This is a genomic window from Pseudomonas sp. 2VD, from assembly GCF_005503585.1.
Lineage (GTDB): Bacteria > Pseudomonadota > Gammaproteobacteria > Pseudomonadales > Pseudomonadaceae > Pseudomonas > Pseudomonas aeruginosa.
This window is the reverse complement of record NZ_SCND01000137.1, coordinates 1-14,189: the sequence shown is the minus strand read 5'-3', so window position 1 is coordinate 14,189 and position 14,189 is coordinate 1. Positions and strand designations below refer to the sequence as shown.

Genomic DNA, 14,189 nt, shown 5'->3' with positions numbered 1-14,189 from the left:
ATCAACATGCCCGTTCCTCCGGAAGGTTGTCGTGATAAAGGGTGTCGGCCAGGTGGCGCAGCTCGGCGCGCGCCAACTTGCCGTTGTCGTTGCGCGGCAAGGCCGGCAGCACATGCAATTGGCTAGGCAGCATGTGCGAGGGAATCTGTTCGGCGAGATGCTGGTCGATACGCTGCGCCAGCAGGATCTGGTTGTCGTCCAGCGGAGTGGCCAGGGTGACGAACAGGGTCGGACGCAAGCCGTCGTGCAGCCGGCAGGTAGGAACCAGAACCGCCTCGCTCACTTCCGGCAGATGACGGCAGATCGCCTGCTCGACCTGGGTCGGCACCACCCAGCGGCCATTCACCTTGAACAGATCGTCTTCCCGCCCACAGTGGCGGTAGGCACCCGACTCGTCGCGCTCGAACAGGTCGCCGGTGCGATACCAGCCACCTGCGAAGCGCGCCTGCTGCTCTTCGCTGGCCCGCCAGTAACCCGGACTCAGCCCAGGGCCACGCACCAACAGCACGCCTTGCTGGCCCGCTTCCTCGATAGTGTGTCCTTCGCGGTCCACCAGCCGGCACTCATAGCCAGGCAACGGCAGCCCGGTGCTGTCGGCACGCGCCTGCCCCGGGCGGTTGGCGAGGAACACATGGCCGACCTCGGTAGCCCCGATGCCGTCGCAGATCTCCAGCCCGTGCGCGGCCCAGAATTCGAACTCGCCGCGCGGCAGCGGCGAGCCGGCGGAAAACGCCAGGCGCACGCTGCTCAACAGCTCCCTGGCCTGCGCACGCAGCGAGGCATAGATGGCCGGCACCCCAAACAGGACCCGGGGGCGGAAGGCGACCAGGTTCTCCAGGACCCGCTCCGGGCTCGGCCAGGTATCGTCGAGCAGCGCCGAGGCTCCGCTGAACCAGGGAAAGAACAGGCTGTTGCCCATGCCATAGCCGAAGAACATCTTGGGAATCGAATACAGCCGGTCTCCCGCCTGCAATGCCAGCAACTCCGTAGCGAACGCCCGGCAGAAACCGAGCGTGTTGCGCAGGCTGTGCATCACCCCCTTGGGCGCCCCGGTGGAACCCGAGGTGTATTGCAGGAAACAGGCTGCCGCCGGGTCCTGGCGATGGAAGGCACTCCAATCGAGGTCCGCAGGACCGACCAGCGCGTCCAGCGAGAAATCGTCGAGCAAAGGGCGACCGGCGGCCGCACGCAGGGTCAACGGCGCCAAAGGACCGCTCAGCGACGGTGCATCGGCTTCACGTACCACCAGGCTGGCCTGGCAGTCGGCAGCGATATCGGCCAGGGCCTGCTCGCGGGACTTGGGGTTGATCACGGCGGGAATGGCGCCGACCGCGATGCAGGCCAGGAACAGGCAGGCCAGCGAAGGCGAGTCGTTCAACGCCAGCACCACGCGATCGCCGGGCTTGAGCAGGCGGGCCAGTTGGCTGGCCTGGGAGAGAATGTAGGTCCGGCATTGCAGCCGGCTGAGAGTCTGGCCCCGATAGTGATAAACGGCGGTATCGGGATCGAAATCGAGGCGGAACAGAACCTCGGTCAGGTTGGCCAATGTGGACATGACAGAACGTTCCCTCTTCAGCGATATGCATCCGAATCAGGAGATACCTGAGCCAGAGCGCTTGCTTTGTCAGGAACGGGAAACTAGCGGCGCTGGGCGAAGCGCGATATTCGGAGTCCGAACGAAAAAGTTTCGGGGAGAAGAACCACGGGCTTCGTAGGCCGCGGCAATCGGCGCGATCCAAACCGCGAGAAATTTGGCACACCCACCGGACTGCGCGGGATCCGAGAACGGCAACCAAGCAAGAAGGGCGGCAGCCTTTTTACGCAAGAGCCCACTGGCCAGACAAAAACCGTTACAACCCTTGCTCGAGGCCGCGTCCGAACCCATGAGATGGCAAACCAATGACAACCCACTTTGCTCGGCAAATCGCCTCCCAGATCTCACAGTTCGAGGCGCTCGGCCTGGGCTCCAAGGGGGCGACGGCATGCCTGGAAGCAGGCGGCCATCCATCGGGCCGATAGCGCTCCGCCCCGCCTCGCCTGCCATTTGCAGGCTTCCCTGTTGAAATCCCATTGCGTAGTACACTGGGCGAGCCTGCCGAAGAGGACACCTACATGCCCCATAGCTACAGGAAAATGGAATCGCCGATCGGGACACTGACCCTGGTAGCCAGGGACGATGCCTTTCTGATCGCGATTCTTTGGCAGCATGAGCGTCCCAACCGAGTACCGCTGGACGAGATGCGGCTCTCCGAGGACAGCTCCCTCCTGGCGGAAACCGAACGCCAGTTGCGGGAATATTTTTCCGGCAAACGTTCCCGGTTCGAACTCCCGCTCGACTTCCAAGGTACCGAATTTCAGAAAAAGGTCTGGTCCGCCCTGCTCACCATTCCATTCGGCGAGACCCGCAGCTATACGGAAATAGCCGTGCAGATCGGCAGCCCCAACGCAGTACGGGCGGTTGGAGCCGCCAACGGACGGAACCCACTGTCCATTGTTGCACCTTGCCATAGGGTGATCGGAGCCTCTGGCGGCCTCACCGGTTTCGCCGGTGGGTTGGCCGCCAAGCAGTGGTTGCTGCGTTTGGAAACCCGAGGCAGGACACCAGACCTGTTGAGCATGATCGAGGACGAGTGAGCTGCCGCTTGCCCTCGCGCCCGGTGTTCACCGGAAAAATCCTCGCCTTTTGACTTGACCCGACTGCAGCGGGGACATTTCAGATCGAGGACCGACGGCAACTGAGCGCAACTCGTTCGTACGTCAGGTCCTTGTTCCTGGGCGGCAACTGATAGTCGACTGAACAGGAGCCATCGCTCCAGCGAATGGACAGGCGCCCCTGGTCCTCGATACCGAACACCAGCAAACGGGACAGGTTGTCGACCATTCCCACGACCCGCTCTTCCTTGTCGTATGCCTGTGCACCGAAGGGAATCTTTCCTCCAGACTCCATGCTCAGGACGAACTGCACCCGCCGACCGGACTCCGCGGAGAAACGCTTGGCAACCACGGCGCCCCGGGTCGGCACGGCCATTTGCGTGCTGTCGCTGATCTCGGTATCGCTTCCAAGGGTATTGGTATCCAGGTTCACCCAGTTGTAACGATAGGGTTGCATGTAGGGGAGCACGGCATAGCCACGGCCGTCGGTGCGAACCGAAGAGTAGCCGTCGAGGCCGACGCCGCCAACCTCCGGAACCTCCACCAGGCCGAACGTTTCCCCCACCGGCTGGCCGAAGGTCACTCCCCCCGGATGCACCACTACCGAACCGCTTGCTCCCAGGTTGATCTGCTTGTTGTCGCGCCCCTGGCTGTAATTGGCGGACAACTTGGCCTTGGACGTGTCCCAACCCAGGCCGACGCTGCCGGAGTTGCCGCCGTCCTTGCTGTAGTTGGCCTGTGCGCTGTAGTTGAACGCATTGGCTTCATCCAGGTATCCGGAGATACCGGTGTTCAGACTCGAATCACCATGCTGTGAACTCACGGCATTGGCATATACCTGACTGGAGCGTGCGCTACCGCCCAAGGGGATGCTGACGGCGGCCGTGAACTGGGTATCGGAGCGCCCGAACGACCCCGTCTCCTGGGTACGGGAAACCGCCAGGCTGTAGCTCGCGCGCTTGATGCCGCTGCTGAAGCCGAACTGCACGCGACGGCTGCTGCCGGGGCGATTCCAATATGTGGTTTCGCCCGCCGTGAGATAGAGCGAACTGCGTCGGAACAGCGTCTGGTTCACCGTCAGGTCTATGCGGCTCTTCTGCCGACTGGAACTTGAGCCATAGAGGTAGCTCTCGTCGGACATGTCGTCGATATGCTGGCTGAGAGTACGGTAGCCTTCCGTGGAATAGCGATAGCCCACCACGGTAAAGCTGGTTTCGGTGGCGTTGATGGTCTTGGAATAGAGAAGCCGCAGACTCTGCCCCTGGTTGCGCCCACCCCGTCGCGTGCGGGACTGGCTATGGGTCACGTCCGCAGAAAGACCGCCCAGGGGCGTGTTGAAGCCGAGGCCCAGGTTGGTGGCATTGTACTTCTCCGCAGCCAGCAGGCCGCCAAAGCCGGTAACCCTGTCGGACAAGCCATACACAGCCGATCCCTGGAGCAGGTTGACCGACGGCTGGCCGTCATTATGGTATTCACCGGCGGCCAGGCCATAGCGCAGGTTCCCCTTGCGGGTCATGACCGGCAGGTAGGAATAGGACTGCTTGAAGGACCGCTGGCGTCCGTCCGCCTCGATGATCTTGACCTCCAGGTCGCCATTGGAGCCGCTGGGATAGATGTCGGTGATCTCGAACGCACCGGGCGGTACGTTGGTGGAATAGATCACGAAGCCATTCTGACTCACCTCGACCGTCGCATTGGTTTCAGCGATACCGCGCACCACCGGGGTATAGCTGATCTCGTTGTCGGGCAGCATGCCGATATCGGATTGCAGTTGCACGCCGCGCATACGCACGCTCTCGAAAGCATCCCCCTGAGCGGAGGTATACAACTCGCCGAGGGACAAGGTCCCCTTCAAGGCCCGAATGTCACGTTCCACATAGGTACGGTTGCTACTGAACTTGTTGCGCATGCCGGTACCTCCGCTCAGGGAAGAGTCGTTGCGCAGGCGCCAGCCAAACAGGTTGAAGCCGTTGCGCAGACCCAGGTAGCGGTAATCGCTGTTCTGGCCAAAATTGGTGTTGCGCGTGAAGTTGGCCTGGTAGTTGGAAAACAACGCGGTGACGCCGTCATCCCAAAGAGAGGGATCCACATAGCCACGCGAGTGCCGCTGTACATACAGCTGTGGAATGCTGACCAGCAGGGAAAGGCTGTTGACGTCGAACTCTACGGATGCACCGGGGATGAGTTCGGCGACATTCAGGGGCGTATTGTTTTCCAGGTTGGCCGGAATGAGCTTGTCCCGAGTCAGCCGGGCGATATCGACCCCGATCTCCTTGAGCAGGCCCATCCGAATGATCGGGCGAACGCTTCCGGTTTCGGGATCGGCACTGAACACGACATCTTCGCGCCGGATCATGATCTGGTTCAAATGAATGTCGACGCTGTAAGTGCCGGGCGACACCGAGTTGCCGTTCTCGAAATACTTCAGTTCAACGGGCGCCCCGCCCTCGTTGTTCAGGAACTCGGCGTTGAATTCCACCGCGAAAGTTACGGCAGGCAAAGCCAATCCCAAGGCCACGAGACAGGAAGACCTGGAATAGACGGACACCTTGAGGTCGAACCTTTTCCTAAATATGGCCACGCGAATATTCCTTGGACTAATTTCCGACAAACCGGAAAAACCCATCCATAGGGGAAGTTAAGAGCAGCTCTTCTGCCCTTCTGCTCTTCTGAGCTTCAGTCGGATAAGGAGCTGGAATGTTTATCGAGGCCGCCATAGTCATTTACGCTCTGGAACTCGATCTTTCCAGAAACGCCGGGGGGAGTTCCCTTGATTTCGAATCGGCGACTCGACTTCGGCGCGACCATGTCGGCATCAACGACATAGGAGGCATTGCCAGCTTTTAATTTCACGTTGGCGAAAGAGACATGAAATGCAGTATCGTTGGAAACTTCGACAACCGACTTGCCACCCTGCCGAACAAGACGCCAGATCAACTTTCCAGGCGCTTCGGCGGAAGTTCCCGACAAGTTATCGGGGCGGTAGAAGACCTTGATACGCTGGCGCAAAGCTATCTGCAACGTATTAGCCGACGCAGATTTTTGCGGAATTTCCTGGACGTTCAGGCGGAATACGGATTCCCTGTCGCTCGGCAAGCCTTCCCCTTGAAACAGGATACGCAGGGTTTGCTGCTTGTTGCCTCCCAAACGACTTAGGGCAGGCGTGATGGCAAACGGGACCTCGCGATTATCTGCCCCATTATCAGCCTCTACCCAGGATTGAATCATCACGTCCTTGGAAGCCTGGTTCCTGACCAGGATTGCAGCCTCCTTGGCAGGCGCCTGCAGAACGACCCGGGTTCCTCCCAGTGTGATTCCCGCATTGGCAAGGGTGGAAAAAAGCAAAAGGATGCCACCCCAGATAACTCTGGAAGAAAATGGATATTTCATGACGAACTCACACCTCATGGAGCGGGGTATATACATACCCCGCCCATGTAGCAGAACTTAGTTGTATTCCAGGGTGAAGGGCAGGGAGCCGTTGGCAACACCTGCCGTAGCGGCCGCAGCGCCAGACTTTACGTAAGCAGCCCGCAGATTCAGATTGGCGCTGTAAAGGGTGATGTCTTGGCCTTCGCCATCTTTTTCAACCCTGGAATTCAAGGGTGCATCAATGGTCTCGTTCGCCGACAGGTTCAGCAGCTTGCCATCGGAACCATAGATGCCAATACCGACGCCAGTGGCAGTGGAGTCTTTACCAAGCTTCAGCAGGCTTTCGTTGTGCGAATCGATGCCGGTACCGGACATCGGGTCGAACTTCAGCTTCACGGTGGTCAGACCGGTACCGGTCTTGCCACAGTCCAGGTTCAGATTCAGGCTGGTACCACCAGCGATGCTGCCGCCCGCGGTGCCGCTCAGCGAGTCGATGCTGATCTTGCCGAGGTTTACGTCGATGGTCTGGTTGCCCGCTGCACCGCCAACGGTGGTGCCAGCACCTCCAGTGATGCTGCAAGCGGCCGCGGTGATTTCACCTTTGAAATTGATGGTGCCGTCTGCCGCCATGGCATTGCCGACGACCAGGCTGGCTACTGCGGCAGCCAGAATGCTTTTCATGGAAATGGACACGATTGAGCTTCCTTTTGACAGTGAAAGTGTTGCGATTTTTGAACTCTATAAGAGCCAGCAACATTCTCCGAAAAGCCGAATAGAACGACAACGAAGCACTTCCCAGGCAATCGTGTGAAACCTCCCCAGTGCTTGTATGAAGTTTCCTACAAGCGCCAAAAACCTCGTAGTTAAAAACCCTCCGACACCACAAGCTCGCTGCCACCAACAGCCAAAGACAATGAACGATCCGAAAGAAGCGCCATCAGCTTCGATAGCGCCTCTTATATGGAAGAATGAAAAACCAAGACAAATCAAAGCAAACCCAGCAAGTACCCAATTACCCCATTGCCCCAGCAGCAAACGCGGAGCTTATGGGTTCGAGAAATCCATGCTGGAGAATAGAGGCGATTCAGGTTATGGAGAGACCTGAACAGCTTCTGAAAGTTCTATCCAGCCCGATCTCTAGAGCCTTGCCAATTCGGTTGAGATACTGATTTCGAACGCACTTAGTTTGCCTTCCAATGAAGAGGCCAGATTGGCTATCCGCTCGGAAGACTCCGATGGGTTCTGGCAAGCCTTTTCAAGGCAGGAACAAGACTCGACCAATAGGCTGCTGCCCACCACCCTCGCAGCCCCTTTTATCCTGTGCGCAAGTTCGGCCACTCCTTGCAGGTCTGCGAGTTCAAGCAATTCCGCCAACCGAGTACGATCATCCCGACTGCTGGCCAATAAAGTTTCCAGCAACCGCCGCAATGCAGCCGGCTCGCCGCCGGTAATGGCCTCCAGCGAACGAATGTCGAAAAGACTTTCCATCGGCGATTCCGAACCAAGCGCTTTCATACAGACTCCATCGATATGCTTAAAGGAAGGTCACTGCGCATTGCGCTGTCCCGCCTGCGGGACTCCAGGCATCCGTAGAACGACAAGGCCGTATATGCCGTCCGGGCCAGTTATCCGCAAGCAGCATAAGGGAATTGCCTCCGCCTCTGCCGTCCAAACAGGGGAGCATCGCTTGTTGCGCCTCATCGAACGGCCCCAAACGGCCCTGGAAACACTCATGGCCGGCACGGAGTCTACCTTTGCCAGCCGACCGCAGCCGGCCCGACCGCTCGTTTCGGGGAGGGAAACTCCTACGGTAAGTCTGTGCGAAGAGGCGTCATCAGTTGCGACCGCCTGAAGGTTCGAAGCGAACCTGGCAGTGGAGCCATCGCTGCGACACGCGAACCTGGGTTACGCGCATGTGTTGGAAAGCGACGGTCGCAACCAGGGTTTGATGAACCACTATTGGCGTGCACAGGCATACGAGGAAGACGCAGGGAACACCTGGTTGAAAACCAGCTCTACAGATCATCGAGCAGCGAGGGTTCTATCTATGGCACAACCATTGGACGGCTCGCACGACGCGGACCACCCGAAGGCCGAAAAAACGGAAGGAAAGGTGCCATCGGTCAGCGATCCCAGGGCGCTTGCCCATCTTCTGGAATTGATACTGTCCACCGCCCAGGCCGGTCTCGCCTTTTCCAAGGACCGCTTCGACATCGGACGCTTTCGCGCGCTCCAGCATGCCGTCGCCGAATTCATCGCCAGCGACCAGGGGGTAGCGTACGAACGGGTCGAGAACTGGATCGCCCTGGACAGCCACTACCCGACCCCGAAACTGGACGTCCGTGCGTTGATCCTCGACTCGCAACAGCGGGTCCTGCTGGTCCGCGAGGCCTCGGATGGTCGCTGGACCCTACCGGGCGGCTGGTGCGACGTAAACGAGTCGCCGGCAGATGCGGTAGTTCGCGAAACCCAGGAAGAGAGCGGACTGGAAGTCCGAGCGATACGCCTGTTGGCATTGCTGGACAAGCACAAGCATCCCCACCCTCCCCAACTGCCGCATGCGTTGAAAGCTTTCTTCTTCTGCCACGTCACCGGTGGCAGGCTTCAGCAACAAACGGACGAAACGTCGGCGGCCGAGTACTTTCCGGTGGACGCCTTGCCGCCGCTTTCCGAGCACCGGGTACTGGCCTCGCAGATCCAGACGTTATGGCAGCGAATCCGCGCAGGAACGCCAGAGGCGCTTTTCGACTAGGCTGCAGACCTCATGGAGTCATCGCGCGGCAGACGGCCTGACCCCAACGGCGTCCAGCAGGCGCACCCGGCAGATCGACCGACCAGTCGATGAGCGCTTGCCGCCCTCCACCATCGCCGGCAGCTTGACGCCGCCAACAGCGGCGCAGCGTGCCTTCCGACCAGTAAAGCCAGCCCGTCGTTCTCGTTCGAATGCTTGCCGGAGCGCACCCGAAGCGCCAGCCGCCCGACCATCCCGAACGCGCAAGCTCCGAGCGAGTTCCCCCCGCTTCGTCCATAGCTCATCCGTGCTAGTCGACCCTCACCTTGGGATGCACCTATGATTCGTCCCTTGGATGACCCTCCGCGGGCGGGAACAAGACATTCAAGGACGAACTCATGGGCAAACCATTCCTTCACGCTCGGCGCTGGCTGCTGCCGCTCGCCTTCATCTGCACGGCAACGACTGCGGTCGCCGAAAGCACCGGCGACTACTGGATCGTCTACGGCAAGGGCGAACGCTACAACAACGAGGTATTCGTCGCCAACGCCACCGGCATCTTGCAGCAACCCAAAGGTATCCAGTCGGCGCAGATCATCCAGCTATTCGAAGACCGGTCGATGCCGACGCTGACGGCCTACGAGGTCCAGTTCAAGTGCAAGGAGCGCAGGGTTCGCTTCGACAACGCGCGCGCCATGCGCCGCATCGACAACGTCATCACCAACGTGAAAACCGTCGACGGCTGGATCGACCCGGAGAAATACGATTATTGGCTGCAACGCTCGTTCGCCTTCGTCTGCGCCCCGGCCATCCGCGACAACAACCAGATGTTGCCGCTGGGCAAGATGCCCATTGCGCGCATGGTGCAGACCGTCCAGGCAATGTTCGTCGAACTGCAGGGCGTCCAGGCCAAGAAACAGACCATGCGCGATCTGGATGCGATGCTCGGCAACGAGTAGAAATGAAGGAAGGCGGCTTGCCGCCCTCCTCCGGAGCGCCACGGAGCAGGTCAGCGGCATGCCGCTCGCAGCGTCCTGCCGGCCGTAGCCAGCGCCGCGACGAATAGCCAGAATGTGTCTCTATGCGAGGAGCGCGCGGAGCTGCGCGGGGACTTCCATGACTTCGCGGGTATCCGGGGAGACACAGACCTGCGTCAGACTCGCAGTGAACGCCACCACGTCCGGCGAAAGACGTCCTTCGACTGAAAACGAGAAAGAATGCGTCCCCACGTTCGACACACCCACTCGCAGCGTGAGTTCGTCGTCCCAGGTGACCGGATGCAGGAATTCCAGGGAGAACGCTCTCGCCGGGGGAAGAATCCTGAAACCCAGGAGGGTTCTGAGCCCCGGGCCTCCCAGCCAGACCCCGAGCGCCTCCTGCACCGCTTCCAGCACGAAGTATGAAAAACGTGGCGTATAGACGATCCCTTCGGGATCACAGTCGCCAAACAGTACCGTTCTTTTTATGAAAACCGGGGTCGGCATCGCGTCACTAATCCAGTCGCGAGGAAAGGAGCTTCACTCTATGAAAGTCCAGGCCCACTGACAAATCCTCGGATAGCCATGCACCTGTTCACCAGGCTGCATGGAAACAGACTGGCAGGCACACGAATGTGGGCCAGTGCCGATATAACTGGCGAAAGCACGAAACCAGCCGCTCGTTCTGGCGCGCTGTGGATCAGATATCCGGACTCCAGAAACAGAAAAGCCCACCTCGAGGGCCTCGGCTCGTTGAACCAGGATGGGGCTCGGTAGAAATGGTGTTGGCACGACAACTCATTGCAGCATGAACAGATAGGCCACCTTCGGGTGGCCCATCTATTAGAGAAATTACCAACTGCGGATTTTATTGGCAGTATCGCTCCTTCCCCTTGCGTTCAAACGAACACTAACGCGCTGGTTTGTATCTGAGCTGGAACCAACTCACCCGTGGGCTCTAGCAATGGCACTAATCGTGAATGTCCTTCCCGCAGCCTATCGTGCAAGCGGTTCAGTGCATCCACATCGTCAACGCCATCACGTGCCTCAGCCCAGAGCACAAGTCTACCGGCATCGTCCGCCGCAAGTTTCACCGGTGCCAAGGATGAGAATGGAGAGTTCACTTGTAACAATTGCAAGATCACACCCAGCGGTAACCCTGAAGGCACAAGTCCCAACTCGACGACGAAAAGCCAACCGCCCTCGAGGCGCTCCATAACCAGTTCCGGTCCCTCTGCCGGTTGCAGCCGCAACGTGGCATCGTTGCTCGAGGGAAGTCTCAAGCCCCACTGTGCCAGCCATGTATCAATCATGTGAACTCCTTATTCCGCCAAGCCTTAGCCATCTCAACGGTAGTCGAACTCAAGGGTTTGCCGAAACGCAGGAAGCCTCGTGCCGAATAGTTGTCGACGATATCGTTCAGCGCTTGATTGATTTCCGCCGGACTGGTGGCATGCCGTAGCTGCTCCTCCGCCCGACGTAACAGAGCTACGTTGGAATCCGGCTGGCCAGGGCGATACAGAGAGGGGAAGATAACTTCCTTACGAATGTTCTCGGCAATAACCGCCACTTTGCGGCGCTGCGCCTCTGCTAACGCAGCGGCGAGCACCGGCGACTGCACCGTCTGCCCGCGCATGGCATCGAGTAACTGCTGATGATCAACGTTATCAGCATGGTTCAACTCAGCTGCCAACCATGTTAGGCGTTCCGGAGTATCTGCCAGCGCATCGAGTCGCTGAAGAGCGGAGCGCATAGCCTCGTCCAACTTGAGCCTACCCGCCAAGCCATTGGCGCTAACGATAGCGACAGTCAGCTCGGTGAACGCATCCCGCGCCTTCTGGCGAAAAGCCACCGCCCCGTCTGTGATCTCCGGGTTCTGTTGAGCAACACTGGTGAGCATACTGTCATCAAGTGCCAGCAGCGCCTCGTCGAGAGAAGCGAAGGTATGACGCTCTGAAGCCTGAAGACGTTTCTCCAGATGTTCACCGACTCGCTCCTGGAGGCGCTCCTGAAGATGCGCCTTGATCTCGTCCGGCATGGTGAAGTTCAAGGTGCCACCGAGCATGCCACTGAAATCACCGCGCTCGCTCTTCAACGGCACCACAACGGTTTGCTCGCGCAATTCCTCCAGGCCCTCGAGCTGCAGCATTTCGCGCGCCTGCAGGGCAGGCACCCCGACGACCCAGCCCTTGAGCGCGCCGCCCCTAGTACCTCGGTCGGGCGCTACCTCCCCAGCTTCGCCCTCGAACTCAAGGATCAGGTTGTCGTTGCGCCGCAGTGGCCCGCTGTCAAAATTCTTGTCGATCATCTCAGGGACCGGCACGTTAATCATCACCCCGCCATCCTGGAATTCTGTCCACTCTACGCCGGCCTGGTACGGCTGATCACTCAAGCTGACCTTCTGGAACACTCCTGGGAAGGAACCGGAGATATGTGCCGCCTGGGCGACCTCCAGATCCGGTGTGTGGCTGGCATTGAACACCACTAATTGCGGACGCCCCTCGAACATGGCCGTACCTGTGATGTTCAGCGTCTTAATCTGGGGAATGTAAGCACTCAACCGATCTAGATCGCCAAAGGTGACTCCGGAGCCGGACTGCAATCTGCTGGCGATGGCGGCAACGGTCGGCTGGCGTGCAACCTCTGGATGCGTAGCGATCTGTCCGAGCACGGCCTTGCGTGTCTCGTCGCGCAATAGGCGTTCTAGGGGCTCAGCCCGCGAATCTATGCGTGGGAGTACATTGAGCAGCAACTCAGAGAAGCCGCCGATCTTGTTGCCCAAGCCCTTTTTCAGCGATGCGCCGATCTCGCTGCTAATGTGTTGGAACAGCTTCAGCTTCTTGTTCGAGCTGTCGAGCAGCGAAATAAGATCCATCTTGTCGGAAAGGGTCTTGAACGCCGCCGGGCTCATACCTGAGGCCAAAAGGGCGGCGGTGATGCCGCCAGCGGACGAACCGGACATGCTGCGGATGCCATCGAGCATGCCTTTCTCTTCTAGCGCCAGCATTGCTCCCGGGTATGCCGCACCTTTGGCACCACCGCCGCTTAGGACCAGACTGGTCAATGGTGGCCGACTGAGCTGTAGCTCGGTGACTCCGTTCTCAAACTGGCGCAGAGTGATCTGCCGCGGCCCTGCCGAGTCAGTCAGAGTACGGGACTCCCCTTGCCCTTGGGGACTGCTGAAACGCACGTCACTAACGCTTTCCGGCAACTTCCCGGAAAGTATTCCCGGCGTGCTCTTTAGGGCAACCCCGAGACCTTGCCCTGAAGGTTCCTGACGCAAGCTGGCGGACTTATGCGCTGCCTGCGACGGGATTTCGACAGGCTCCTGATTCAGCGAGGAGGCAGTAGCCCCCAACGATTGGATATGCATGTTCGCTCCTTGAAATACCGAGGGTTCGGAGCAAATATTAGGAAAACCGGCCATAAGGTTTTGCCAGTTTCGGACGTTTTTTTATCAGTTCGGACTGGCCAGCCCCCAGTTTTAGTACCGCTGCCTAGTTAGTAGGCTATGGGGTTGATATCAACTTTTCCAGCTTCAGCTGCTGCTGGTTGGTTCGCCACTTCGCAGCAAGCTCTGCCGGGGAGAGATTGCCAATGGCGCTGTGTGGTCGGTGCTCGTTGTAATCCCGCCAAGCCGCGATACGGATTCTGGCTTCGACCAGCGAGCAGTGCTCATTGAGGCATTCGCCCCGGAACTTGCCGTTGAATGACTCGATGAAGGCGCTCTGCGTGGGCTGGCCAGGCTGAATCAGCTTCAACTTGATGTCACGCTGACAGGCCCACTGATCAAGCGCCTTGCCGGTGAACTCGGGGCCCTGGTCGGTGCGGATCGCCTGCGGGTAGCCGCGAAACCGCGCCACCGCGATCCTCCGCCGCCTCACCATCAAGCCGGCGGCTCGGTACAGCCGGTAAATCCACTTGTGGTTGACCTGCACGCCACAGCAGGATGTGCAGGCGGCGTTAGCCACAGCGTCGATGCTCCTGGGCCAGTTCCACCAGTTGGGCGTGCAGCTCGGTCGGTACACTGGCCTCGACCCGCTTGAGGAAGTCGAGAAGAACGCTTCTGCACTGCCGTCTCCTGCTTGGAAAACGGACTCTACTAAGTTCAGCGTGGTACTGAAGTTGGGGAGCAGGTCACGACGAGCTCATCGACCTGTTCATCGAGGAGCTGTCGCTGACCTTGGAGCAGGCGGAAGCGGCCGTCGCGCTACGCGATCAGTACCTCTGCCAGGTATTCCTGATCGGCCAAGGGCCGCTGCACCAAGCCGATGGGCTCAGCTTCGACCTTCACACCAAGAGCGTTCGGTAGCCACCACGCTCCCCTGCACCAGTTGGACTACACCCCGAGGGGCTTCACCGCCCCTTGAGGGCGGCGTGGCTCCTCCTTCCAGGAGGTTCCTATGCCCAATCCCACCCCGCTCTACCAGATCGAAGAGTGCCCAGACCTGTACGTC

At 59.4% G+C, this 14,189-nt stretch carries 11 protein-coding genes and 1 pseudogene; 3 read left to right on the top strand and 9 right to left on the bottom strand.

All coding sequences use genetic code 11. From position 1 onward, the window contains the following. Nucleotide 1 precedes the first annotated feature (1 nt). A complete protein-coding gene (gene pqsA, locus FFS27_RS16390; protein ID WP_003086238.1) occupies nucleotides 2–1,555 on the bottom strand; it encodes an anthranilate--CoA ligase in 1,554 nt (517 codons plus the stop codon). A 557-nt stretch (nucleotides 1,556–2,112) separates the two neighbouring features. On the opposite strand from pqsA, the gene FFS27_RS16385 reads away from it, so the two are divergent. Continuing rightward, complete coding sequence (locus tag FFS27_RS16385; protein WP_019485400.1) at nucleotides 2,113–2,634, top strand: methylated-DNA--[protein]-cysteine S-methyltransferase; 522 nt, start codon at nucleotides 2,113–2,115, stop codon at nucleotides 2,632–2,634. A 79-nt stretch (nucleotides 2,635–2,713) separates the two neighbouring features. On the opposite strand, the gene FFS27_RS16380 is transcribed toward FFS27_RS16385, so the two are convergent. From FFS27_RS16380 to FFS27_RS16365, 4 genes are all read right to left on the bottom strand, one after another. Further along, entirely contained in the window at nucleotides 2,714–5,233 is a 2,520-nt protein-coding gene (locus FFS27_RS16380; RefSeq protein WP_021264406.1) for a fimbria/pilus outer membrane usher protein, read from the bottom strand. A 95-nt stretch (nucleotides 5,234–5,328) separates the two neighbouring features. Continuing rightward, nucleotides 5,329–6,042 carry a fimbrial biogenesis chaperone gene (locus FFS27_RS16375; RefSeq protein ID WP_009315348.1) on the bottom strand — a complete coding sequence of 238 codons (714 nt, stop codon included), beginning with the start codon at nucleotides 6,040–6,042 and terminating at the stop codon, nucleotides 5,329–5,331. A gap of 57 nt (nucleotides 6,043–6,099) precedes the next feature. Continuing rightward, the gene (locus tag FFS27_RS16370; protein WP_003086231.1) at nucleotides 6,100–6,717 is read right to left on the bottom strand and encodes a fimbrial protein; all 618 of its coding nucleotides are present in this window, start codon (nucleotides 6,715–6,717) and stop codon (nucleotides 6,100–6,102) included. A gap of 444 nt (nucleotides 6,718–7,161) precedes the next feature. Continuing rightward, nucleotides 7,162–7,539 (bottom strand): Hpt domain-containing protein, encoded by a 378-nt coding sequence (locus FFS27_RS16365; protein WP_003134050.1) that lies wholly within the window; start codon nucleotides 7,537–7,539, stop codon nucleotides 7,162–7,164. A 598-nt stretch (nucleotides 7,540–8,137) separates the two neighbouring features. On the opposite strand from FFS27_RS16365, the gene FFS27_RS16360 reads away from it, so the two are divergent. Beyond that, nucleotides 8,138–8,776 carry an NUDIX hydrolase gene (locus tag FFS27_RS16360; RefSeq protein WP_003086228.1) on the top strand — a complete coding sequence of 213 codons (639 nt, stop codon included), beginning with the start codon at nucleotides 8,138–8,140 and terminating at the stop codon, nucleotides 8,774–8,776. 377 nt (nucleotides 8,777–9,153) lie between these two features. Next, the gene (locus tag FFS27_RS16355; RefSeq protein ID WP_003108605.1) at nucleotides 9,154–9,714 is read left to right on the top strand and encodes a hypothetical protein; all 561 of its coding nucleotides are present in this window, start codon (nucleotides 9,154–9,156) and stop codon (nucleotides 9,712–9,714) included. Nucleotides 9,715–9,834: 120 nt separating this feature from the next. Here the strand turns inward: FFS27_RS16355 and FFS27_RS16350 are convergent, their stop codons facing one another. The 4 genes and pseudogenes from FFS27_RS16350 to FFS27_RS16335 all read right to left on the bottom strand — a co-directional run. After that, nucleotides 9,835–10,239, bottom strand: coding sequence for an acyl-CoA thioesterase (locus FFS27_RS16350; protein ID WP_003108604.1), 405 nt, complete (start codon nucleotides 10,237–10,239; stop codon nucleotides 9,835–9,837). A gap of 392 nt (nucleotides 10,240–10,631) precedes the next feature. Beyond that, nucleotides 10,632–11,045: a CesT family type III secretion system chaperone SpcU gene (spcU, locus tag FFS27_RS16345; protein WP_003134054.1), complete on the bottom strand. Its 414-nt coding sequence runs from the start codon at nucleotides 11,043–11,045 to the stop codon at nucleotides 10,632–10,634. Continuing rightward, nucleotides 11,042–13,105 (bottom strand): type III secretion system effector cytotoxin ExoU, encoded by a 2,064-nt coding sequence (gene exoU, locus FFS27_RS16340; protein ID WP_021264405.1) that lies wholly within the window; start codon nucleotides 13,103–13,105, stop codon nucleotides 11,042–11,044. Before exoU ends, spcU begins: the two co-directional genes overlap by 4 nt. A 136-nt stretch (nucleotides 13,106–13,241) precedes the next feature. Continuing rightward, nucleotides 13,242–13,818: pseudogene (locus tag FFS27_RS16335) on the bottom strand (integrase core domain-containing protein); the annotation flags it as partial. Nucleotides 13,819–14,189 lie beyond the last annotated feature (371 nt).